This window comes from Caulobacter sp. GW821-FHT09B08 (genome assembly GCF_059418225.1).
Map to the genome: position 1 here is coordinate 84,513 of NZ_JBWKPL010000001.1, position 18,853 is coordinate 103,365.

At 72.7% G+C, this 18,853-nt stretch carries 22 protein-coding genes and 1 pseudogene; 4 read left to right on the forward strand and 19 right to left on the reverse strand.

What is annotated here, in order from left to right; all coding sequences use genetic code 11:
• Positions 1-80 precede the first annotated feature (80 nt).
• The 6 genes and pseudogenes from ccmE to AC07OA_RS00465 form a co-directional block, all read right to left on the reverse strand.
• A pseudogene (gene ccmE, locus AC07OA_RS00440) lies at positions 81-554 on the reverse strand (cytochrome c maturation protein CcmE); the annotation flags it as partial.
• Entirely contained in the window at positions 551-1,696 is a 1,146-nt protein-coding gene (gene ccmI, locus AC07OA_RS00445) for a c-type cytochrome biogenesis protein CcmI (protein WP_494661787.1), read from the reverse strand. The pseudogene ccmE and the gene ccmI, both read right to left, overlap by 4 nt.
• Before the next feature lie 67 nt (positions 1,697-1,763).
• Positions 1,764-3,104: a hypothetical protein gene (locus AC07OA_RS00450; RefSeq protein WP_494661788.1), complete on the reverse strand. Its 1,341-nt coding sequence runs from the start codon at positions 3,102-3,104 to the stop codon at positions 1,764-1,766.
• Positions 3,105-3,342: 238 nt separating this feature from the next.
• Positions 3,343-4,737, reverse strand: coding sequence for an ATP-binding protein (locus AC07OA_RS00455; RefSeq protein WP_494661789.1), 1,395 nt, complete (start codon positions 4,735-4,737; stop codon positions 3,343-3,345).
• 25 nt (positions 4,738-4,762) lie between these two features.
• Positions 4,763-5,440 (reverse strand): response regulator transcription factor, encoded by a 678-nt coding sequence (locus AC07OA_RS00460; RefSeq protein WP_145682795.1) that lies wholly within the window; start codon positions 5,438-5,440, stop codon positions 4,763-4,765.
• Between the two features lie 30 nt (positions 5,441-5,470).
• Positions 5,471-5,788, reverse strand: coding sequence for a PepSY domain-containing protein (locus AC07OA_RS00465; protein WP_494661790.1), 318 nt, complete (start codon positions 5,786-5,788; stop codon positions 5,471-5,473).
• A gap of 251 nt (positions 5,789-6,039) precedes the next feature.
• Here AC07OA_RS00465 and AC07OA_RS00470 point away from each other — a divergent pair, with 251 nt between their 5' ends.
• Entirely contained in the window at positions 6,040-7,344 is a 1,305-nt protein-coding gene (locus AC07OA_RS00470; RefSeq protein ID WP_494661791.1) for a hypothetical protein, read from the forward strand.
• Positions 7,345-7,382: 38 nt separating this feature from the next.
• Here AC07OA_RS00470 and mazF read toward each other — a convergent pair whose 3' ends face one another.
• The 7 genes from mazF to AC07OA_RS00505 form a co-directional block, all read right to left on the reverse strand.
• Positions 7,383-7,715: an endoribonuclease MazF gene (mazF, locus tag AC07OA_RS00475; protein WP_494661792.1), complete on the reverse strand. Its 333-nt coding sequence runs from the start codon at positions 7,713-7,715 to the stop codon at positions 7,383-7,385.
• Complete coding sequence (locus tag AC07OA_RS00480) at positions 7,715-7,957, reverse strand: AbrB/MazE/SpoVT family DNA-binding domain-containing protein (protein ID WP_494661793.1); 243 nt, start codon at positions 7,955-7,957, stop codon at positions 7,715-7,717. Before AC07OA_RS00480 ends, mazF begins: the two co-directional genes overlap by 1 nt.
• A gap of 73 nt (positions 7,958-8,030) precedes the next feature.
• Positions 8,031-8,960 carry a DnaJ C-terminal domain-containing protein gene (locus AC07OA_RS00485; RefSeq protein WP_494661794.1) on the reverse strand — a complete coding sequence of 310 codons (930 nt, stop codon included), beginning with the start codon at positions 8,958-8,960 and terminating at the stop codon, positions 8,031-8,033.
• Between the two features lie 85 nt (positions 8,961-9,045).
• On the reverse strand, positions 9,046-12,849 hold the full coding sequence (locus tag AC07OA_RS00490) for a baseplate multidomain protein megatron (protein WP_494661795.1): 3,804 nt from the start codon (positions 12,847-12,849) through the stop codon (positions 9,046-9,048).
• Between the two features lie 10 nt (positions 12,850-12,859).
• Positions 12,860-13,294: an NlpC/P60 family protein gene (locus AC07OA_RS00495; protein ID WP_494661796.1), complete on the reverse strand. Its 435-nt coding sequence runs from the start codon at positions 13,292-13,294 to the stop codon at positions 12,860-12,862.
• A gap of 134 nt (positions 13,295-13,428) precedes the next feature.
• On the reverse strand, positions 13,429-14,073 hold the full coding sequence (locus AC07OA_RS00500) for a phage/gene transfer agent baseplate hub protein (protein ID WP_494661797.1): 645 nt from the start codon (positions 14,071-14,073) through the stop codon (positions 13,429-13,431).
• Positions 14,073-14,705: a phage distal tail protein, Rcc01695 family gene (locus AC07OA_RS00505; protein ID WP_494661798.1), complete on the reverse strand. Its 633-nt coding sequence runs from the start codon at positions 14,703-14,705 to the stop codon at positions 14,073-14,075. The genes AC07OA_RS00500 and AC07OA_RS00505 overlap by 1 nt, the downstream gene beginning before the upstream one ends.
• A 68-nt stretch (positions 14,706-14,773) precedes the next feature.
• Here AC07OA_RS00505 and AC07OA_RS00510 point away from each other — a divergent pair, with 68 nt between their 5' ends.
• Genes AC07OA_RS00510 through AC07OA_RS00520 form a run of 3 tightly spaced genes read left to right on the forward strand, consistent with a single transcriptional unit; the run spans position 14,774 to position 16,299 of the window.
• Entirely contained in the window at positions 14,774-15,313 is a 540-nt protein-coding gene (locus AC07OA_RS00510; protein WP_494661799.1) for a hypothetical protein, read from the forward strand.
• A 49-nt stretch (positions 15,314-15,362) separates the two neighbouring features.
• The gene (locus tag AC07OA_RS00515; protein WP_494661800.1) at positions 15,363-15,821 is read left to right on the forward strand and encodes a DUF805 domain-containing protein; all 459 of its coding nucleotides are present in this window, start codon (positions 15,363-15,365) and stop codon (positions 15,819-15,821) included.
• Between the two features lie 49 nt (positions 15,822-15,870).
• Entirely contained in the window at positions 15,871-16,299 is a 429-nt protein-coding gene (locus AC07OA_RS00520) for a DUF805 domain-containing protein (RefSeq protein ID WP_494661801.1), read from the forward strand.
• A gap of 27 nt (positions 16,300-16,326) precedes the next feature.
• On the opposite strand, the gene AC07OA_RS00525 is transcribed toward AC07OA_RS00520, so the two are convergent.
• The 6 genes from AC07OA_RS00525 to AC07OA_RS00550 form a co-directional block, all read right to left on the reverse strand.
• A complete protein-coding gene (locus AC07OA_RS00525; protein ID WP_494661802.1) occupies positions 16,327-16,851 on the reverse strand; it encodes a phage tail tape measure C-terminal domain-containing protein in 525 nt (174 codons plus the stop codon).
• Positions 16,848-17,045 carry a phage tail assembly chaperone gene (locus tag AC07OA_RS00530; protein WP_494661803.1) on the reverse strand — a complete coding sequence of 66 codons (198 nt, stop codon included), beginning with the start codon at positions 17,043-17,045 and terminating at the stop codon, positions 16,848-16,850. The genes AC07OA_RS00525 and AC07OA_RS00530 overlap by 4 nt, the downstream gene beginning before the upstream one ends.
• Entirely contained in the window at positions 17,042-17,332 is a 291-nt protein-coding gene (locus tag AC07OA_RS00535; RefSeq protein WP_494661804.1) for a GTA-gp10 family protein, read from the reverse strand. Before AC07OA_RS00535 ends, AC07OA_RS00530 begins: the two co-directional genes overlap by 4 nt.
• A 148-nt stretch (positions 17,333-17,480) precedes the next feature.
• The gene (locus tag AC07OA_RS00540) at positions 17,481-17,897 is read right to left on the reverse strand and encodes a phage major tail protein, TP901-1 family (RefSeq protein WP_494661805.1); all 417 of its coding nucleotides are present in this window, start codon (positions 17,895-17,897) and stop codon (positions 17,481-17,483) included.
• 170 nt (positions 17,898-18,067) lie between these two features.
• Positions 18,068-18,472, reverse strand: a complete 405-nt coding sequence (locus AC07OA_RS00545) for a DUF3168 domain-containing protein (protein WP_494661806.1) — start codon at positions 18,470-18,472, stop codon at positions 18,068-18,070.
• Positions 18,469-18,738, reverse strand: coding sequence for a head-tail connector protein (locus AC07OA_RS00550; protein ID WP_494661807.1), 270 nt, complete (start codon positions 18,736-18,738; stop codon positions 18,469-18,471). The genes AC07OA_RS00545 and AC07OA_RS00550 overlap by 4 nt, the downstream gene beginning before the upstream one ends.
• Positions 18,739-18,853: the final 115 nt, after the last annotated feature.

Genomic DNA, 18,853 nt, shown 5'->3' on the forward strand with positions numbered 1-18,853 from the left:
GAGGGGGCGTCAGCGGCGGAAGGGGACGCCCCCTCCGTCGGCTTCGCCGCCACCTCCCCCGTTTTCACGGGGGAGGAGTAATTTCCATAGGCCGGCTTGGCGCCGTCGCCGCGCCATTCGCCCTGTTCCTTCAGGGCCTTGGACACTTCGCGCGGCATGTAGCGCTCGTCGTGCTTGGCCAGCACCTGCTTGGCGACGAAGGCGCCGGACTCGTCGAACGAACCGGAGGCCACGATGCCCTGCCCTTCGCGGAACAGGTCGGGCAGATCGCCCTGGTAGCGAACCAGGGCGGTGGACTTCTGGTCGGCGATCACGAACTCGACCTTGCCGTCGGGATGCTTGACCACGCTGCCGACCTGGACCAGCCCGCCCAACTGCACCTTGCGGCCGGCCGGCACGTGGGCGGCGGCGGCCTGGGCGGGGGTGTAGAACAGCGAGATGGCGTCGCGCATGCCCCACAGGGCCAGGCCCACGGCCAGGGCCACCACGGGGGCGGCCACGGCCAGGACGGTCAGGCGGCGACGCGCCTTGCGGGACTTGGGCAGGAAGCTCATCGAGCGGCCCCAGGGGCTTGGGAGGGAGTCTGGGCGGCCTGGCGCAAGGCGGCCAGCACCTTGGGCTGGTCCTTGTAGCGCGCCTGGGCCTTGGCCAGGGTCGCGTCGCGGCGGGCGGCGTCGCCCAGCACGGCATAGGCGCGGGTCAGCTTGATCCAGCCGTCGGGATCGTCGGGATTGGCTTCGAGCCGCGCGGCCAGGCCCGCGACCATGCCCTGGATCATGTCCTGGACGTCGCCCTCGGCGGCGCCGGCGCCGGCGGCGGCCTGGGCCGGCTGGCCGGTGGGGGCGGCGAAGGTCGGCAGGGCGCCGGCCGCCTCGACCCGGGCGATCTCCTCGCCGAAGGGCGCGCGGCGCGGGTCGTCGGCGGGCAGCGAGGCCAGCAGGGCGCGCCAATCGGCGATGCCGCCGGCCAGGTCGCCGTCGGCGATCCGGGCCCGAGCCAGGTGATAGCGGGCGCTGGCGCTGTCGGGGTCGCGCTTGAGGGCTTCATGGAAAGCGCGGCGGGCGTCGGGACCGATCTCGCCATTGGCCTCGGCCACGAAGCTTTCACCCAGGGCCACCCACAGGTCGGCGCGGTCCGGCGCGACGATGACGGCCTTGCGCAGCGCCTGGGCCGCGCCCGTCGCGTCGCCGGCGGCGAGGCGCGCCAGGGCCAGGTTCCTAAGCCCCTGGACGTCGCCCGGATGCGCGGCGAGGATCTGCTCCAGCACCGCGACGACCTTCTGCGGCTCCAGCTCGGCGGGATCGGTGTTGCGCCATTCGGCCACGCGCTTGAGGAACGGCTGGTCGGCCATGCCGGGCATGCCGATCATCATGTAGACGATCAGGGCCATCACGGGCGCCAGGCCGCCCAGGCCCAGCACCAGGGGGCGCAGCTTGGGGTTGGAAACCGGCCAGGCGGACGGGTGGTCGGCGGCGGCCAGCAGCCGGCGGCCGGCCTCGGCCCGCGCGCTTTTCAGCTCGGCGTCGGCCAGCAGGCCGCGCTCGGCCAGGTCGTCGATCTCGGACAATTGCCGGCGGTGCACGGCCAGGCTGGCGTCGTCGCCCCCGCCGCCCACGGCCGCGCGCGCCGCGCCGCGCAGCATCAAGGCGGCGACGACGGCCGACAAACCCGCCGCGGCGATCCAGAAAGCGATCATGTCGCGCGTGTTAGCCGGGATTGTGGACGGCCGTTAGCGAAAAAAGCGCTTAAGGGCGCCGCTGTCCCTAAGCCGCCGCCGCCATCGCCGCGGCGGCGCGGCGGCGGACGATCTCGGCGGTCTTGTCGTCGCGGCTGTAGGCGATGTAGCCGGCGGCCTGGTCGACATAGAGACGGGCCAGGCTCTGGTCGCCGCCGTCGCCGGTGCGCACGATGTGCAGGATGTCCTCGATGTACTGGTCCAGCCGCGTGTTCAGCTTTTCCAGCACCTTGGTCCGGCTGGAGCCGTAGCCGCTCTGGGCGGCGCAGGCGCGGATCTCGGCGATGAACACCAGCACCGAGGTCAGGCGACGGCCCAGGGCCGGGTCGGGCTCCGCGGTCAGCTGGGGCACGCCCTTGCCCTTCTTGCCGCCCAGGATCGAGATCGGCCGCAGCGGCAGGGCCGCCAGCAATTCCTTCTCGGCCGCGTTCATCCGGCTCTCGACGGCCTGGGCGATGGCCTGCTTGTACTTGGCGATCCGGCGGCCCCAGGGGCCGTCCTTGTTCAGGTTCACCGACTGCTCGAACTCGGTGATCTCGTGGGAGACCCGCTGGGCGGCCAGGGCGGCCTTGCGCCCTTCGGCCTCGCCCTTGTCGGCGTCGAAGCCCTGGATGAAGGCGATGTTGCTTTCGATGTCGGTCAGCACCCGCTCGCCGAACACCCCGACCTCGGACGAGGCCCAGAACTTGTCGGTCGGCCGGTCCATGACCGCCGAGATCACCCGCAGGATCCGCCACTCGTCGGGCAGGTGGGCGGCCAGCATCTCGAACAGCAGCGGCCCGGCGTCGGAGCGGATGTCGCAGGCGTCGTTATAGGCCAGGCGCGCCGAGGAGGCCCGCTCGTCGGTCATCTTGCTGACCCATTCCGACAGCTTGGGCAGGGCCGAGCGGACGATCATCGACAGCTCCAGGCACGAGGCCAGCTCGTCGGTGTCGCACACCGCGTCCAGCGCCACGAAGCCCGGCTCGGCCTGGGCGCGCAGCCCCCGGGCGGCGATCTTGCACAGCTCGTTGAAGACCTCGGGCGGCCCCTGTTCCAGGTCCCAGGGATTGCAGCGCGCGGCCGCCTCCTCGACCTTCTTGGGCGCGGCTTCCCTCAGCGCGATCCACAGCAGGGACAGGGTGCGGGGCGGGAACGCGATCTGGTCGGGGCCGTGGACGGCGCACAGCGGGACGATCGGGGCCAGGACGCTGTTGCGCACATAGCGGGCGGCCGTCTCGTCCTCGACCAGCCGGCGCACGGACGCCAGGGCGCCCTCGCCGCCGGCCGGACCGGCCAGGGCCAGCTCCAGGCTGCGCAGCGCGGCGTCGGGCGCGGTTTCCACCAGCTTCCGGACCATCAGCAACTTGTTGGCGGCGATAGCGGCCATAGTCCCCCGCGGATCGGCCCCACTCCGGGCCGCGTCAACCATGTTGCCAACGAGGTTAAGACTTTCCGAAACCATATGTTTTTGCCGTTCAGGGAACAGCGTCAAACGGTCGCGACGGGAGGGAACCGGTTACCGCGCCAAGTCTTTGAAATGTTGGGTTGCGGAACGTGCGATGTGGGGTTGAGAGACCGAATCGCTGGTCCTCCTCACCCGTGAAAACGGGGGAGGAGAGCGACAGTCATCCCTCCGACCTCGGCAGCACCAGGGTCACGCGCAGGCCGCCCAGGGGCGAGGCGCCCAGGGTCACCGAGCCGCCGTAGGCGCGGGCCAGTTCGTCGACGATCGACAGGCCAAGGCCCGAGCCCGGCGTGTGCTCGTCCATCCGCTGCCCGCGCTTGAGGGCGTCGGCCCAGCGGTCGGGCGGCAGGCCGGGGCCGTCGTCGTCGACCGTAAGCGTCATCTGCTCGGGCGAGCTGGCCACGGCCACGGCGCGGACCTTGCCCTTGCACCACTTGCCGGCGTTTTCCATGACGTTGCCGGCCAGTTCCATGAAGTCCTGGCGCTCGCCCTGGAACGCCAGGTCCTCGGGACAGCGCCAGTCGATCTCGATCCCCCGGCCCTCGGCCTTGCCCTGGAAGATCCGCTCAAGCGTGACGGCCAGCTCGTCCAGAATCGGCTCGACCGGCGTGCGCTCGCCGCTGGTCTGGGAGCGGGCGGCCGCGCGGGCCCGGCGCAGGTGGTGGTCGACCTGCTCGCGCATGGTCTGGGCCTGGCGCTCGACCACCTCGGCCAGGGTCCCCGGCTGCTGACTGGCTTCCGTCAGCATCACCGACAGCGGGGTCTTCAGGGCGTGGGCCAGATTGCCGACGTGGGTGCGCTGGCGCTCGACGACCTCCTGGTTGTGGGCCAGGAGGGCGTTCAGCTCGACGGCCAGCGGCGCCAGTTCCTCGGGATAGATCCCTTCCAGCCGCTCGGCCTTGCCGCGCCGCACCGAGGCCACCTCGCGGCGCAGGCGGAACATCGGCAACAGGCCCACCCGCACCTGCACCACCACCGCGGCGATCAGGCCCCCGCCCAGGATCACCAGGGCCACGGCCGTGATCCGGCCGAAGCGGTCGGCGTCGGCGTCGATGGGCGAGCGGTCCTCGGCGGCGATGAACACCACCGGCCGCGCATAGCCCGGCAGGCGCGCCAGCAGGGCGGCCGCGCGCAGGGGCCGGTTCTGCGGTCCCCGAAGGTCGAAATAGAGGGTCTTGCCCGGCTCGGCCATCAGCCGCTCGGACTGCTCGGCCGGGATCGCCAGGTCGCTGTCGAACAGCGACCGCGAGCGCTCGACCACGTTCAGCGCCGCATTGCCCGGCGGCTGGTCGAAGATCGTCCAGTAGCGGCCCGAATAGGCCCGGGTGGCGCGGATGTCGGTCAGGACCGGGGCCTTCAGCACCCCGTCCTCGACGGTCGAGCCGGCATAGAGATCGTCGGTCAGCACGGCCAGCGACTGGTCGAACCGGCGGATCGCCGCCTCGCGGAACTGGGCGGTCAGGAACACGCCCGCCACCACCAGCACCACCAGGTTCCAGGCCGTGGCCAGCAGCACCAGCCGCCGGACCAGCGAGCGCTTGGAAAGATCCCACATGCTCAGCAGGCCCGGCGAGTTGGCATCACTCGGTCGTCTCGCCTTCCAGCGGCGTCAGGCGGTAGCCCAGGCCGCGCACGGTCTCGATGCGGTCGCTGCCCAGCTTCTTGCGCAGCCGCCCGATGAACACCTCGATGGTGTTGCTGTCGCGGTCGAAGTCCTGGTCGTACAGGTGCTCGACAAGCTCGGTGCGGCCGATCACCCGGCCCTGGTGCATCATCATGTAGTGCAGCAGGCGGTATTCCAGCGAGGTCAGGCGCAGGGGCTCGCCGTTGACGCTGGCCCGGGCCGCGCGCGGGTCCAGGCGCAGGCCGCCGCACGACAGGGTCGGCGACGCATGGCCGGACGAGCGGCGCAGCAGGGCGCGCAGGCGGGCCAGCAGCTCCTCGGTATGGAAGGGCTTGGTCAGGTAGTCGTCGGCGCCGGCGTCGAAGCCCGCCACCTTCTCGTTCCACGAGCCGCGCGCGGTCAGGATCAGCACGGGCGTGGCCACGCTGCCGCGCCGCCAGCGCTCGAGCACCGAGACGCCGTCCACCTTGGGCAGGCCCAGGTCCAGCACGACGGCGTCGTAGGGCTCGGTCTCGCCCAGGAACTGGGCCTCCTCGCCGTCGGCGGCGTGGTCGACGGCGTAGCCCGCGTCGCCCAGGGCCAGCTTCAGCTGGCGCGACAGGTCGGGATCGTCTTCGACAAGCAGGATGCGCATGGGAGGGCCTTTATTGTCGCTTGATGTCGCTTAGTTGGCGCTGAGGATCTGGCCGGTCCGGGCGTCGACGATGAAGTCGATGCGGCGGCCGTCGGTGGTGGCCCAGCGCACGCGGTAGTTGGGGCCTTCCAGGCCGGCGTCGAGCACGCGGCCCGGCGTGCGGCGGCTGATCTGGTCGATCACCCGCCCCAGCGGCACCAGCTCGCCCGACTGCACGCCGCCACGCGCCCGATCCTGCCGGGCGCGCCAGTCGGCCCCCAGCGAGTCCGGGCCGCGCTGCGCGGACGCCACGCCCGGGAGGGCGGCGGCGGCCAAGGCGGCGGCGAAGAGGAAATGGATCGGCTTCATGGGCTCCGGTTTAGAGCGTGGCGGCTGAATAGAGGCTGAACACGGCCGTTATGGACGGGTAGCGTCGTTCTGTCACGGATTCGGCGCGGATCGGCGCGGGGGCGGTCTTTCTGCCCGAACCGTCCGCCCTCCGCGCACCCGGCGGCGCACTTGTCAGCCAAGCTGGAGAACTCTACCGTTCAATCTCCACGCGCATGGCGGCGACAGCTCGCCCGCCATGGCGAAACGGGAAGCGTTCGGGGGAGGGCTTCATGCGATCGATCACCACCATTATCCGGCGCCTGGCCATGGCCTGCGCCTTCGCCTTCGCCTTCGCCCTGGCCGTGACGGGCGGCGCGACCGCCCAAACGGCGGATCCGGCGCCCGCCCCCACCGCCGACGCCAATGCCAATGCCACCGGCGGCGCGGCCCAGTCCGGCGCCGCCAACCCGTCGGCCGGCGCGACCGGCGCACAGAAAGACGCCTCCAAGCCGCAGACCGCCTTCACCCAGTTCTCCGGCACGATCGTCAGCATCGGGACGAAGGTCGAGGTCACCGACAAGACCGGCAAGACGAGCTGGACCCAGCCCAAGGCCGCCAATTTCGACTCCATCGAATTCCAGCCCGACGGTGGCTATCCGGCCTTCACCCTCCCGGTCGCCACCCCGGCCGCCCGCGAGGCGCTGAAGGTGGGCGCCAAGCCCAAGGACCGGATCGTCATCGAGGTCGACGACCCGGCCGCCCCCACCAAGATCGTCAAGATCGCCGAGCTGACGCGGCCGGTCGACGGCGTCCAGCTCTTCTGGGCCGCGGCGGCGGTCATCCTGCTGCTGGGGCTGGCGGTCTATGTGGCGACGGGCGGCAAGCCCATGGATTTCCTGGTCGGCCACGACGGGCGGCTCAGCAACTCCCAGTGCCAGATGGCCCTGTGGTTCGGGGTTGTGGCCGTCGCCTACGGCGCGGCCCTGATCCTGCGCTTCAAGGAACTGGGTCCGGACTTCATCGGCGGCATCGGCCTGACCGAGCACGTGCTGATGCTGACCGGCCTCAGCGGCCTGACCTTCGGCGGGGCCAAGATCATCTCGACCCAGAAGCAGGACGCCGCCCACGCCCAGGCCAAGGCCGAGGCCGAGAAGGCCCAGACGACCGCGGCCGCCGCCCAGGCCTCGGCCACCACCGTCGCGGCCCTGGCCGGCCCCGGCTCGCCCGCGCCGGACACCGCCGCCCAGGCCGCCCAGGACGCGGCCCAGGCCGCTCAAGACGCCCAGCAGAAGGTCGCCGACACCCCGACCGCCGCCGAGAAACCCCGCCCGCGCAAGGAAGACGTCAAGCCGCGCCTGAAGGACCTCTTCACCAACGCCGAGGGCGAGGCCGACCTGGGCGACTTCCAGATGATCCTGATCAGCGCGGTCTCGGCCGGCATCTTCGCCGTCGCCGCCGTGGACGCCCTCAGCGCCCTGGCCGTGGTGCGGGAGATGACCCTGCCCGACGTCGACCCCGCCCTCCTGGCCGCCTTCGGCCTGGGCCAGGGCACCTACCTGGTCAAGAAGGCCGCGTTGCCGCTGAACAAGGGGTAAGCTTATCGCTGTCGATAGGCAGGCCGCCGCGCGGAGCGTCAGAGGGCCAGCAAGGCCTTCAGCTTGGCGCGGACATCGGCCAGGACGGCGGTCGGCGCGACGTCCTTCCTTCGCGCCTTGCGCGCCACCCAGTCCAGGCTCTTGACCTGATCGGCCAGGACGACGCTCGGTTCTACGCCCGGAACCAGGACCTCGAACGCATAGCCCTTGACCCGGCTGCTCATCGGACAACAGACCATCATGCCGCGCTTGCCGTTGTAGGCGGCCGGCGACAGCACGAGGGCCGGTCGATGTCCGGCCTGTTCGTGGCCGGCTTGAGGGTCGAATTCCAGCCAGACGATATCGCCAGCTTCGGGCACGTAGGCGGCCATCACCACACTTCTTGGCCAATGGCCGGGCCGAAATCCTCGTCGTCGGGAAAGGTCTCGGGCGTCATGCCCGCCAGCAACGCGACCAGGCTATAGATCGGCCCTCGGACAGGCTCGATGACGACGCGGCCGTTCTCCTCGCGAACCTCGACCGCCTGGTCGACGCTCAGCGAAGCCGCCGCCATCACCGTCGCCGGAATGCGCACCGAGGCGCTGTTGCCCCACTTCTTGATCAGAACCTGCATGTCGATGCTCCGGCCGCTTGGTCCGCAAGCATCGACCCGCATTGAGAACGTGTCAACAAATGTCGATACAGACCTATCGCCGCTTGGGCGCGTAAGGCCGCTTCTCGCGCCAAGTCTCGGCGAACTTTTCCAGCTCCGCATCCGGCGCGTCCGGCAGGGTCACGACCAGGCGCGCGAAGAGGTCGCCGCGCACGCCCTTGGCGTCCGACAGCCCCCGGCCCTTGAGCCGCAGCTTGGCGCCGCTGTTGGAGCCCTTGGGGACGGTCAGGGTCACCGGGCCGTCGGGCGTGGGGGCCTCGACCTTGCCGCCCAGCACCGCGTCGGGAACCGTGATCGGCAGGTCCATGACCAGGGCGCCGTTCTCGGGCCGGTAGATCGGGTGAGGCTTGATGGCCAGCTCGATCAGGGCGTCGCCCTGGCCGCCGCGCCCCGGGCTGCCCTGGCCCTTCAGGCGCAGGGTCTGGCCTTCCTGGGCGCCGGCCGGGATGGTGACGTCGATGGTGCGGCCGTCCGAGAAGGCCACGCGCTTCTTGCCGCCCTTGATCGACTCTTCCAGGTCGATGTCGAGCCGCGCGCGCACGTCCGCGCCCTTGGGCGAGAAGCCGCCGCCGCCGAAGCCGCCGCCCGCCCCGCCGCCGCGATTGCGGCCTAAGATGTCGCCGAACAGGTCGTTGAGGTCGATCTCCGGCCCCTCGCCCATGCCGCCGCCCCGGGCGCGACCGCCGAAGCCGGCGCCGAACGGATTGCCGCCGCCCCCGCCGAAGCCGCGCATGGTCTCGCGGCCGTCGGCGTCGATCTCGCCGGCGTCGAACTTCTTGCGCTTGTCGGCGTCGCCCAGGATGTCGAAGGCGGCGCTGACCTGCTTGAACTTCTCTTCCGACTTCTTGTCGCCCTTGTTGGCGTCGGGGTGGTGCTGCTTGGCGAGCTTGTGGAACGCCTTGCGGATTTCCGCCGCGCTCGCGGTGCGGGAAACGCCAAGCTCCAGATAGGGGTCGCGCGCCAAGGAGGCTCCTCACGTCAGTTCGTATGGGCTGAACGCCTCAATTAGGCCGTTCGGCGCGCCGCGCAAGCGTTATGTTGCATTAATATCACAGCAAGGTGCGTGACACGGCGCCCCACCCGAACAGGGCCGAGCCTTGAGTGACCCTGACAGCCAAGGCCCCGGTCGGTCCAGAGGGGAAGTCGGCCGCCCGCTGAGCGGCGGCGTAGGTGAAGGCCGGGGCGGCGGTTTCCACCGTGCGGACCACGGTTTCACCGTCCAGAATCTCGACCCGATAGACCTCGCGCTCCTCGCCCAGGGGGACCTCGGCGTCCCAGCCGTCACCGGCCAGGCGCGCGCGGCGGATCCAGGTCACGACCTTGTCGCCGCCGACGGTCTTCACCCGCAGGTGGGCCGGCGACCAAGGGCGGCTGGAGAGCCCGCGCCAGGTCTCGGACGCCTGGCTCATCGACGGCCCCGAGGCCGGGCCGCCGGCCGGGGCGGCGCGCCAGGTCAGCGGCAAGCCACGCTCGGCGGCGACGAGCTCGGCGCGGACCAGGGCCTCGTCCAGCACCACCACCGCCGCCCCCGCCGGGGTCAGGGCCGCCATGGCCGGGTCGCTGCCGGCCTGGCCGCGCAGCAGGCCCGACAGGGTCCAGACGTCGGGCGCGACCGGCTCGGCGGTGAGGAACTGGACGATCTCCCACTCGCCACCGGCTCCGCGCACGGCCAGGGCGTTGGCCCCGGCCAGGACGGCGGCGCGGTCGCGGCTCGCCGGCGGCGCGCCCTCCAGCCGCACGGTCAGGCGCGTGGCGCGGTCGAAGCGGTGCAGGGGTCCGGCCGGCAGGTCCGACAGGGTAACGCCCACCGTGGCCGGCACGCTCGCCGTGGCCCGCACGCGCAGGGCCGCTTCGCCCGCGCCCGCGTGGACGTCGAAGGCCCGCCAGGGCGAGGCCGCCACCGCCACCAGCGGCCGGTCATCCTCCTGGCCCGGCAGGTCCAGCACGTGCAGCACCGGCGGGCCGGGGATCTCGCGCGGCGGGGCGGGCGTCCAGTCGATGTCGCCGCCGACGCCGATGGCCGGGACGGTCGGGGCCAGCTGGACACGCGGGTGATCGTCCAGATCGATCCGCGTCGCCCGCCAGGTGGCCCCGTCCAGCGACAGGCGGTCGCCGGGCTCCAGCCGCAGGGCGGTCAGGGGCGACAGGTGCGCGGTGACCGACCGCCCCTCCCCCGCCGCCAGCAGCCGCTGGGCCACCGCCCACGCCTCGGACGCGGCCAGCACCAGCGGGGCGTCGGCGTCCGCGCTGCCCTCGCCGCCGTCGCGACGCACGATCACCGCCCCGGTCTGGTAGTCGCGGGCGGCGTCGATGAAGCGCAGGCGCAGGGCCTGGACCGGCGGGGCCAGGGCGCGGGTGGCCGAGACCGGCGCCTCGCGGTCCTCGGGCCAGGCCAGGTCGTCCTCGCCCAGGGCCAGGGCCGGCGGTCCCGAGCGGCCGACCAGGGCGACGCCGTCCTGACGCTCGACCGCGTCCAGCGCGAAGGCCTCCAGCAGCGGGGCCAGGGCGTCGCGCAGGGCCATGGGCCGGTCGATGACGTAGCCGACCAGGCTGCCGCCCGCCTCGCCCGGATCGACCTCGACGCCCGCCCGCGCGGCCAGGGCGGCGATCAGCTCGGGCAGGGGCGCGATGCCGCTGCGGCCGTTCAGCCAGTGGCCCAGGGTCCAGTTGGGACCGTCGGCCCAGACCGCCTCGCGGGCGGGGAAGTCGGGGAACGGCCGGGCGTCCCAGCACCAGGCCGCCGCGCCCTGGATCATCGGCCCGCCATAGACCGGCGAGACCGGATTGGCGGCCGGGTCGGCCAGCTCCTCCAGCACCGCCTCCAGCGCCCGCCTCTGGCCCAGCTCGTCGCGGGTCCCGTCCGAAAACGGCGGCAGGGCGCTCTCGGCGCTTTTCGCATCCACGAACAGGTTCGGCGCATTGGCGCCCTTGTCGACCGCCCCGCAGCCGAACTCGACCAGCCGCAGCGGCTTGGACTTGGGGACCCAGGCGGTCGGCGTGACGGACCGCACGCCGCCGGGACGATCGAAGTGCTGGCGGCTCCACCAGTTGATGAGGTCCTTGGGCCGGAACACCCAGGGCTCGGAGTAAGCGCCGTCGGTGATCGGGGTCCGGACCTGGGCGGCGCGGTCGGCCTGCGAGGCGTAGAACCAGTCGAAGCCCTCGCCGCCCGCCAGGTTGGCGCGCAGGTAGCCGATGTCGTGCGGCCCGCCCTGCCCCGCGTCGAGATGATCGCCGCCGTCGCGCCAGTCGGCCATCGGCGGATAGAAGTCGATCCCGACGAAATCGATATTGGCGTCGCTCCACAGCGGGTCGAGGTGGAAGCGCACGTCCCCGCTGCCGTCGCCAGGCTGGTGGCCGAAATACTCGCTCCAGTCGGCGGCGTAGCCGAGCTTCGTCGCGGGACCGACCAGACCGCGCACCTCGGCCGCCAGGGCCTTCAGCGCCGTCACCGCCGGATAGGCTCCGGCCCCGTCGCGCACCGTGGTCAGGCCGCGCAGCTCCGAGCCCAGGACGAAGCCGTCCACCCCGCCCGCCAGCTGGGCCAGCTTGGCGTAGTGCAGCAGCATACGGCGCAGGCCCCAGTCGCCGGCCGGACCGCCATAGGTCGGCAGGCCGTCCGCCGCCCCGAACTGCACCGCCGTGGCCGCGCCGAAGAAGGCCGCGACCTGGGCGCCGACGGCGGCGGTCTTGTCGGGCGAGCCGGGCCGGCCGGCGGCGGGGTGGCAGGTGATCCGGCCCCGCCAGGGATAGGCGCCCTGGGCCGCGCCGCCGTAAGGGTCGGGCAGCGTGTTGCCCGTCGGCACGTCCATCAGCACGAACGGATAGAGGGTCACCTTCAGGCCCCGCCGCTTCAGCTCGGCGATGGCCTGCAGCACCGTCCGGTCGGCCGGCGTGCCGCCATAGGCCGGGCCGCCGCCGTGCAGCGACACCACCGCCGCGCCCGCGCGGTCGATCCCGTTCACCCGCCACTCGAACGGGATGGTCGCCTTGGCCGCCTGCTCCACCTTGGGCCGAATCGCGCACGACCCGCAGCGCAGGTCGTCGCCGAACCAGGAGACCACCAGGGTCACCTCCTCCACGTTCGGCAGCTGGGCCTGGAGCTGGTCCAGCGACACGACGAGGTCGGGCCGCCCCTCGGTGTTGTTCAGGGTCTCGGCCGTGGTCCGGGTCAGGCCGTCGCGGCGCAGGACCGGCTCGGTGGCGTAGACGAACTCGCCCGCCCCGGGGATCAGGCAGACGCCCCTCAGCCGCTCCTCCAGTCCCGGCGCCTCGGCGCGCGGACGGTGGAAGACCTCGAACGACAGCTGCGGCGGGCGGTTGCCATAGGCGCCCAGCGGCAGGTCCTCGAACACCACATAGGCCACGCCGCGATAGGCCGGCGCCTCGCTGTCCACGGCCTCGATCAGGGCGTCGGGCGCCTGGTCCTCGGCCCCGGTGTGGACGCGCATGACAACCCCGGCCATGTCCATCGGCTTGCCGTCGGCCCAGACCCGGCCGATGCCGTCGATGGGGCCTTCGCAGACGGCGACAGCAAACGACAGGCTGTAGGCGGCCTGGCTGGTGCGGGGGCCCTTGCCGCCGCCGGTCCGGCCCTCGACCCAGCGCTCCTTGAACCGCGCGGCCCAGATCACCTGGCCGGCCACGCGGGCGCGGCCGAACACGGCGGCCATCGGCGCGCCCTCGGCGGCGCCCGACAGCCGCAGCTCCGGGATGCGCGGCCCCACCCGGCGCGCCGGGGTCAGGGCGCCGATGACCGCGTCGTCGACCACCCGGCCGAGCGTCGCGCCGATGGCCGCGCCCAAGGGACCGCCCAGGGCCATGCCGGCGGCGGAGAGGATGACCTGGGCCATGGGGGCCTCCTTAGGGTTCGGGAAAACGGAAGGCGGCGACCAGCCGCTCGCGCCACCAGCGCCCCAGCCAGCTCTCGACGCAGGCCCGGCCCCAATAGGCGTGGATCATGCGGTCGGGGGCGGACAGGATCGCGCAGTGCTTGGCGGGAGCGCCGGGGGCCATGCGGAACAGCAGGACGTCGCCGGGGCGGGCGTCGGCGGGGTCGAGCGGGATCAGCCGGCGGGAGAGGGCTTCGTGCAGCAGCTCGCGGCCGCCCAGTTCGGCCCAGTCGGGGCGATAGGGCGGCGGGGTTTCCGGCTCGGCGCCGTGCAACGCCCGCCAGACGCCGCGCACCAGGCCCAGGCAGTCGCAGCCGACGCCGCGCGCGGAGGCCTGGTGCTGGTAGGAGGTGCCGAGCCAGAGGCGGGCTTCTTGGAGGGCGGCTGGCACTTCGGCGGCGACCACTTGCCCCCTACGGACCGCTTCGCGGTCGTCTTCCCCCATAGGGGGAAGAGTCCCGCCGTCGGCGCCGAGCGCGAGGCTCCGCCCCCTCGCCGCGACAGGCGGCGAAGCCGCCAGGTGGGGGCAAGTTAGGTCCCTCACCGCCGGCCACCATCGTTCCGATCCCCCTCCGTCGGGTACAGCGTCAGAAAGTCCTCGCCCGGCGCCGACGGGAAGCCTCGGAAGTTCACGCCGTTGCCGAACACATCCCGGCAGGTGACCCACCGCTTGTCGCAGACCACGCCCGGCGCCGCCGACACCCCGCAGCGGGCGTCGCCGAACGCCGCGTCGCAGGTGCGGGCGAAGGTGCGCCCCGCCACGCGGTCCAGCGCCGCCAGCGGGCCTTCCAGCTCGAGCGTGAACGCCCCGCCCTCGGCCTTGGCGGCGGCGACCGTGGCGGTCCACAGCCGCACCGACAGGGCGGGCGCCGACCAGTCCACCACCCGGCATTCGACCCGCGCCCCGTCATAGAGCCCGGCCGCCAGATCCCCCTCCGTCAGCCCCGCGTCGTCGAAGCCGCCCAGCGCCGTGGCCAGGCCCGGCGACAGGCCCGCCGCGGTCTCGGCCGCCCCGGCGGTCCAGCCGCTGGCCGCCCGGCAGGTCACGCCATCCACCGTCAGGTCGGCGTCGTGGTCGGTGAAGCCCATGACCACCCCGTCGGCGCGGGTCAGGATCCAGGCGTGGCACAGGCCGGCCGCGCCGCCGGCGATCCGGGCGGCGAGCGCCTCGGGAACCGCCCGCATCAGACCCGCACCTCGACCAGGGCCAGGGCCCCGATCCGCGCGGCGTTGAAGCTTTCCAGGGTCACGTCGATGCGGTCGGCGTCGAAGCGCACCGGGGTGTCGAACTCGAAGCCCGCCGTCACCGCCTCGCCCAGGGTCGGGGCGGCGGCCAGGGTCACCAGACCCGTCGCGGCGTCCACGGCGTAGGCCCCGGCCGCCAGGGGCACGCCGTCCACCGCCACCTTGACCGTGCCGGCCACCGGCTTGGCGATGGGCCGGACCACCGCCGTCTCGCCCGCGCCATAGGTCTTCGTCAGGGCGAAGACCTTGCGCACGCCGTTGCCGAACCCGAGGGCCTGGTCGGTCGCGGCCGGCGTCCCCGAGGGCGGACACGACTTGCAATCGGCCGGGTCGCGGAACCGGAAGCCGTGCAGCCGCCCGCGCCGCGCCTCGAAGAACGCCACCAGCTCGGCCGCGTCGTCCAGCGGCCGCGCGGCCGTGCCGATCAGATAGCGCCGCCGCCCCTGGCTCCAGGGGCTGGAGCGCTGCTCGAAGCCCGAGCCCAGGGTCGTGACCCGGGTGCGCCGCTCGACCCCGCCGGTGCAGCCGAACGCCAGCCGCGCGGGCAGGTGCGTGTCGTGGAACGCCGTCATGGCGCCGTCTCCTTGCATGTGAGTGAACATTCACTTATAGAGCTTGAAACCTTGGAGAGACCCGCCCGATGCGCCTGCTGTCCCTGCTGTTCGACCCGCGCGGCGCCATCGACCGGCGCGCCTATTGGAGCGGCCTGGCCCAGCTGCTGCTGGTCAGCCTGATGGTCTTCGGAGGACTGCTGCGGCTGGACGGCCCGGCGGCGGCCGCCGCCCTGCCGATGGTCGGCGAGGCCTTCGCGGTCGGCGCCGTGGCGGGCTGCCTCTATGGCGGCCAAGCCCCCGACGTCTCGACCCTGGCGGCCCTGGCGATCCTGGCCGCGCGCCTCTACGTCACCGCCTGCCTGATGCTGAAGCGCTCGCGGGACGCGGGCCAGGGCGTCGGCGCGCCCGTCGCCTTCGGCGTGGCGCTCCTGCTCCTCCACGCGGCGATGATCGCCTGGACCTGCGCCCTGTTCGAGGAAGGCATGGCGGTGCTGGTGCCGATGGCGGTCGACCTGGCGGTCGTCACCGTCCTGGCGACCGCCTTCACCGCCTGGCTGGGCGCGCGGTCGTCGGCCCCGAGATATGTCGGCGGGTTAAACCCGCGTCATGACTTGCAATTCACTTAAACCGCGAGCTTGCCGGCCCTAATCTCTTCTCAGAATTTGGGAGCTGGATATGGACTGGAAATCACTCTTCTTCACCGCCGAGGGCCGCATCGGTCGTCAGGCGTTCTGGATCGGCTGGCTGATGCTGCTGGGCGCCCACGTGGTGGCCGGCTGGATCCCGGTGCTGGGGCAACTGATCGCCCTGGCCGCCATCTTCGCCTGGGTGTGCCTGTGCACCAAGCGGCTGCACGACATGGGCCGCACCGGCTGGTGGCAGGTCGTGCCGATCGTGCTGGGCCCGGTGCTGATCATCGGCTCGGCCATGTGGATCGGCTTCGGCGCGATCCTGGCCGACATCACCAACGGCGACGCGGGCCTGGCGGCCCTGGCGGGGGTGGGCGGCCTGTTCGTCAGCCTGGCCATAGCCGCGATCTCGGTGGTCGCCTTCACCCTGTGGGTGGGGATCACCGAAGGCCAGGCCGGCGAGAACCGCTACGGCGCCCCGCCGCTGACCCCGGCCATGGTGTAGCTCGACCGATTGATCTACTCAGGCGGTTCACTCGCAAGTGGACCGCCTGATGAGCTTCAAGACCTTGTTCCTGTCGCCGAGGGGGCGGCTGGAACGTTCGATCTTCTGGCTTGGGTGGCTGGCGCTCACAGGCGTCGGCCACTTCGCGCAGGCTCTGCCCTTCGTGGGCCAGGTCGTGATCCTGTTCTTGGCCTATGGCTCGACCTGCCTGCACATCAAGCGCCTGCATGACCTGGGCCTGTCCGGGTGGTGGGTGGTCGTGGTGCTCGCCTCCTGGCTGGCGATGATCGCCGTGCCCGCCTTGAGCGTGATGGATTTGTTCCCCGAAAGCCCGGCCTTGATCCCGGGCGCCGCCAACAGCCTGCTGGCCAGCGTCGCGGGCCTGGCGATCTGGCTGGGCTTCCTGGTCTGGCTGGGCTTCGCCAAGGGCCAACCCGGCGAGAACCGATACGGCCCGCCGCCGGCGACGGCGGCCTAGGTCGAAAGCCCCTCGGAGAGAAACCTTCTATAGCCGCCGCGCGCCCAGACTCACGGCCCGGGCCAGGGCCTGGGCCAGTTGGGCGTCCGAGCGGGCCAGGGCCGCGACGTCGCCGCCCTGGACGTTGACCGTGACGTTCACGCCGCCCGCGCCGGCCGGTTCGATCGCGCCGCCGGTCGCGGGGCGGAACACCTCGGGACCCCGCTCGCCGACCAGATAGGCGCCGCCGGCCGTCACCGGTCCGCCGTCGGCGCGCGCTCCCGAGAACGACGACTTCACCACCGAGGCTAGGGCCTGGACCAGGCCGCCGCCTCCGCCCGAACCCGCCGAGGCCGCGTCGATCACCGCCCGCGCCAGCTCGGCCAGGCTAACCTTGCCGTCGGACGCCGCGCGGGCCAACGAGCGGGCGAGGCTCGAGCCGGCCTTGTCGAAGGCCTCGTCGATGGCGCGGGCCGCCTGCTCGGCCGGGGCGCGCAGGGCGGCCAGGGCCGCGGCGGCCTCGGTGGCGCGGGCGGGGACGGCGTCGAGGCCATCGGGGTCGAAGTCGCTCATGGGGTCTCCTCGTCGGGGAAGCGGGCGATCAGGGCGTCCAGCGCCGCCCGGTCCAGGACCGGCGCGGCCGGGGTCTCGGCCAAGGGCTCGGCGAGCGCGCGCCATTCAGACAGCGACAGCCGCCAGAAGGCCTCCGGCGTCAGGCCCAGCCGCAGGACGGCCAGGCGCAGAGCCGCGCGCCAGTGTGCGTTCATGTCGACGCCGCCAGGGCCGCCGCGACGGCGGAGACCGCCTCGGGGATCGACACCGCCGCGGCGTCCAGCACCGCCGGATCCTCGCCGCCGCCGTGCAGCAGGGCGGCCAGGACGGCGGTCAGCTCCGTCGCGGACAGTCGGGCGAACCGCTCGGGCAGAGCGCTCCAGTCGGGAAGGTCCAGGGCCGTCTCGATCCGGGCCAGGGCGGCCAGGGTCAGGCACAGCCGGCGGGGCGTTCCGGCCAGGGGCGCGACGACCTCCCCTCGGGCGGGGTTGGGGGTGGGCATGGTCCAGGGGCCTTTCGGTTACGCACTTGCCCCCTTCGGGCCTGCGGCCCTCCTTCCCCCATAGGGGGAAGAGGACCCGCGTTTTCGTCCTCCGCCCCCTACGGGGGCGGACAGACGGCGAAGCCGTCAGGTGGGGGCAAGTGAGGGGTCAGATCGCCGTGAACGTCACCGCCCCGGCCGAGGCGAGCGACAGGGCGAAGGCGGCCTCGCCGTCGTGGTCGCCGGCATATTCCAGGGCCGTCACCAGGAACGGCCCCTCCAGCTGCACGAAGTCGGGGATCACCAGGCGCCAGACGCGGGCCGTCTGGGCGAAGAAGCTGTCGCGCACCATGGCGTCGGAGGCGGCGTCGCGGAACACCCCGGCGCCCGAGACGGCGACCGAGCGCACGCCCGATCCGGCCAGCAGCTCGCGCCAGCGACCGGCGCTGTCGCCGTCGGTGGCGTCGATGGTCTGGGCGTTGAGGCTGATGGTCCGGGCCCGCAGGCCGGCCACGGTGACGAAGGCCGGCGTCGGGGCGCCGTCGCTGATCTTCAGGAGCAGGTCTTTGCCGGCTTGAGCGGCCATGGGGTGTCCTTTCGGTTTGTGGGATTGTGGCGAGCACTTGCCCCCTTCGGGCCTTCGGCCCTCCTTCCCCCGGAGGGGGAAGAGGACTGTTTTCTTCGTCCTCCGCCCCCTACGGGGGCGGACAGACGGCGCAGCCGTCAGGTGGGGGCAAGCGGGTGAGCTACCGTCCTTCAGACGCTCTCCGTCACCGCCCGCACCCGCAGCACGCCCAGCGACAGCTCGCGGTCGGCGGCGCGGAAGACGTCGGCATAGGTGACGCGCAGGGTGACCAGGCGCCGGCCGGCCACCGTCAGCGGGGCGTTGTGCAGGGCCGCGCGGACGGCCGAGGTGACGGCGCGCGCCTCCTCGGGTCCGCCGAACTTGCTGGCGCAGGTGACGGTGAGCAGGTGCTCGAGGCCGTCCGCGTCGGGTCCGAACGGCCGGCTCTCCTGGCGGCTGAGGCTGACGCACGGATAGGTGGGACGTCGGGGCGCGTCGGCATGGACGCGGGCGGCGACCAGGGCGGAAACGGCGGGCGCGGCCTTCAGGGCCTCGACCACGGCGGCGGCCAGGGCCGCGTCTGAACCGGCGCTCACAGCCGCGCCGTCCGATAGGGCGCCAGCCAGGCCTCGACCGGGCCGGGCGGCGGTTCGGAGAGGTCGCGATGCTCGTAGGCGTGGGCCGTCAGCATCAGCACGGCCAGGCGCAGCGGCGCGGGGCTGGCGGGGGTGAGGGTCAGGCCGGTGGCGGTGGCGACGCGCGCCTCGGCCGCGTCGATCAGCAGGCCGACCAGGGCGTCCTCCGTGGCGTCGGCCACGCGCAGGAAACCCTTGGCCTCGGCCAGGGTGGTGGAGAGGGGCATGGGATTTCCTTCGGGGATGAGGACTTGCCCCCACCTGGCGGCTTCGCCGCCTGTCCGCCCCCATAGGGGGCGGAGCTTCGGCTCGCCCTGCGCGACTCCGCCCCCTATGGGGGCG

Bases quoted from the DNA above. Each gene is read 5' to 3' on its own strand.
- AC07OA_RS00540 (WP_494661805.1), bottom strand. From the start codon at position 17,897: ATGGCCGCTCAAGCCGGCAAAGACCTGCTCCTGAAGATCAGCGACGGC.
- AC07OA_RS00515 (WP_494661800.1), top strand. From the start codon at position 15,363: ATGGACTGGAAATCACTCTTCTTCACCGCCGAGGGCCGCATCGGTCGT.
- AC07OA_RS00510 (WP_494661799.1), top strand. From the start codon at position 14,774: ATGCGCCTGCTGTCCCTGCTGTTCGACCCGCGCGGCGCCATCGACCGG.
- AC07OA_RS00505 (WP_494661798.1), bottom strand. From the start codon at position 14,705: ATGACGGCGTTCCACGACACGCACCTGCCCGCGCGGCTGGCGTTCGGC.
- AC07OA_RS00490 (WP_494661795.1), bottom strand. From the start codon at position 12,849: ATGGCCCAGGTCATCCTCTCCGCCGCCGGCATGGCCCTGGGCGGTCCC.
- AC07OA_RS00460 (WP_145682795.1), bottom strand. From the start codon at position 5,440: ATGCGCATCCTGCTTGTCGAAGACGATCCCGACCTGTCGCGCCAGCTG.
- AC07OA_RS00535 (WP_494661804.1), bottom strand. From the start codon at position 17,332: ATGCCCACCCCCAACCCCGCCCGAGGGGAGGTCGTCGCGCCCCTGGCC.
- ccmI (WP_494661787.1), bottom strand. From the start codon at position 1,696: ATGATCGCTTTCTGGATCGCCGCGGCGGGTTTGTCGGCCGTCGTCGCC.
- AC07OA_RS00480 (WP_494661793.1), bottom strand. From the start codon at position 7,957: ATGCAGGTTCTGATCAAGAAGTGGGGCAACAGCGCCTCGGTGCGCATT.
- AC07OA_RS00550 (WP_494661807.1), bottom strand. From the start codon at position 18,738: ATGCCCCTCTCCACCACCCTGGCCGAGGCCAAGGGTTTCCTGCGCGTG.
- AC07OA_RS00450 (WP_494661788.1), bottom strand. From the start codon at position 3,104: ATGGCCGCTATCGCCGCCAACAAGTTGCTGATGGTCCGGAAGCTGGTG.
- AC07OA_RS00455 (WP_494661789.1), bottom strand. From the start codon at position 4,737: ATGTGGGATCTTTCCAAGCGCTCGCTGGTCCGGCGGCTGGTGCTGCTG.
- AC07OA_RS00530 (WP_494661803.1), bottom strand. From the start codon at position 17,045: ATGAACGCACACTGGCGCGCGGCTCTGCGCCTGGCCGTCCTGCGGCTG.
- AC07OA_RS00500 (WP_494661797.1), bottom strand. From the start codon at position 14,073: ATGCGGGCGGTTCCCGAGGCGCTCGCCGCCCGGATCGCCGGCGGCGCG.
- AC07OA_RS00470 (WP_494661791.1), top strand. From the start codon at position 6,040: ATGCGATCGATCACCACCATTATCCGGCGCCTGGCCATGGCCTGCGCC.
- AC07OA_RS00520 (WP_494661801.1), top strand. From the start codon at position 15,871: ATGAGCTTCAAGACCTTGTTCCTGTCGCCGAGGGGGCGGCTGGAACGT.
- AC07OA_RS00465 (WP_494661790.1), bottom strand. From the start codon at position 5,788: ATGAAGCCGATCCATTTCCTCTTCGCCGCCGCCTTGGCCGCCGCCGCC.
- AC07OA_RS00525 (WP_494661802.1), bottom strand. From the start codon at position 16,851: ATGAGCGACTTCGACCCCGATGGCCTCGACGCCGTCCCCGCCCGCGCC.
- mazF (WP_494661792.1), bottom strand. From the start codon at position 7,715: ATGGCCGCCTACGTGCCCGAAGCTGGCGATATCGTCTGGCTGGAATTC.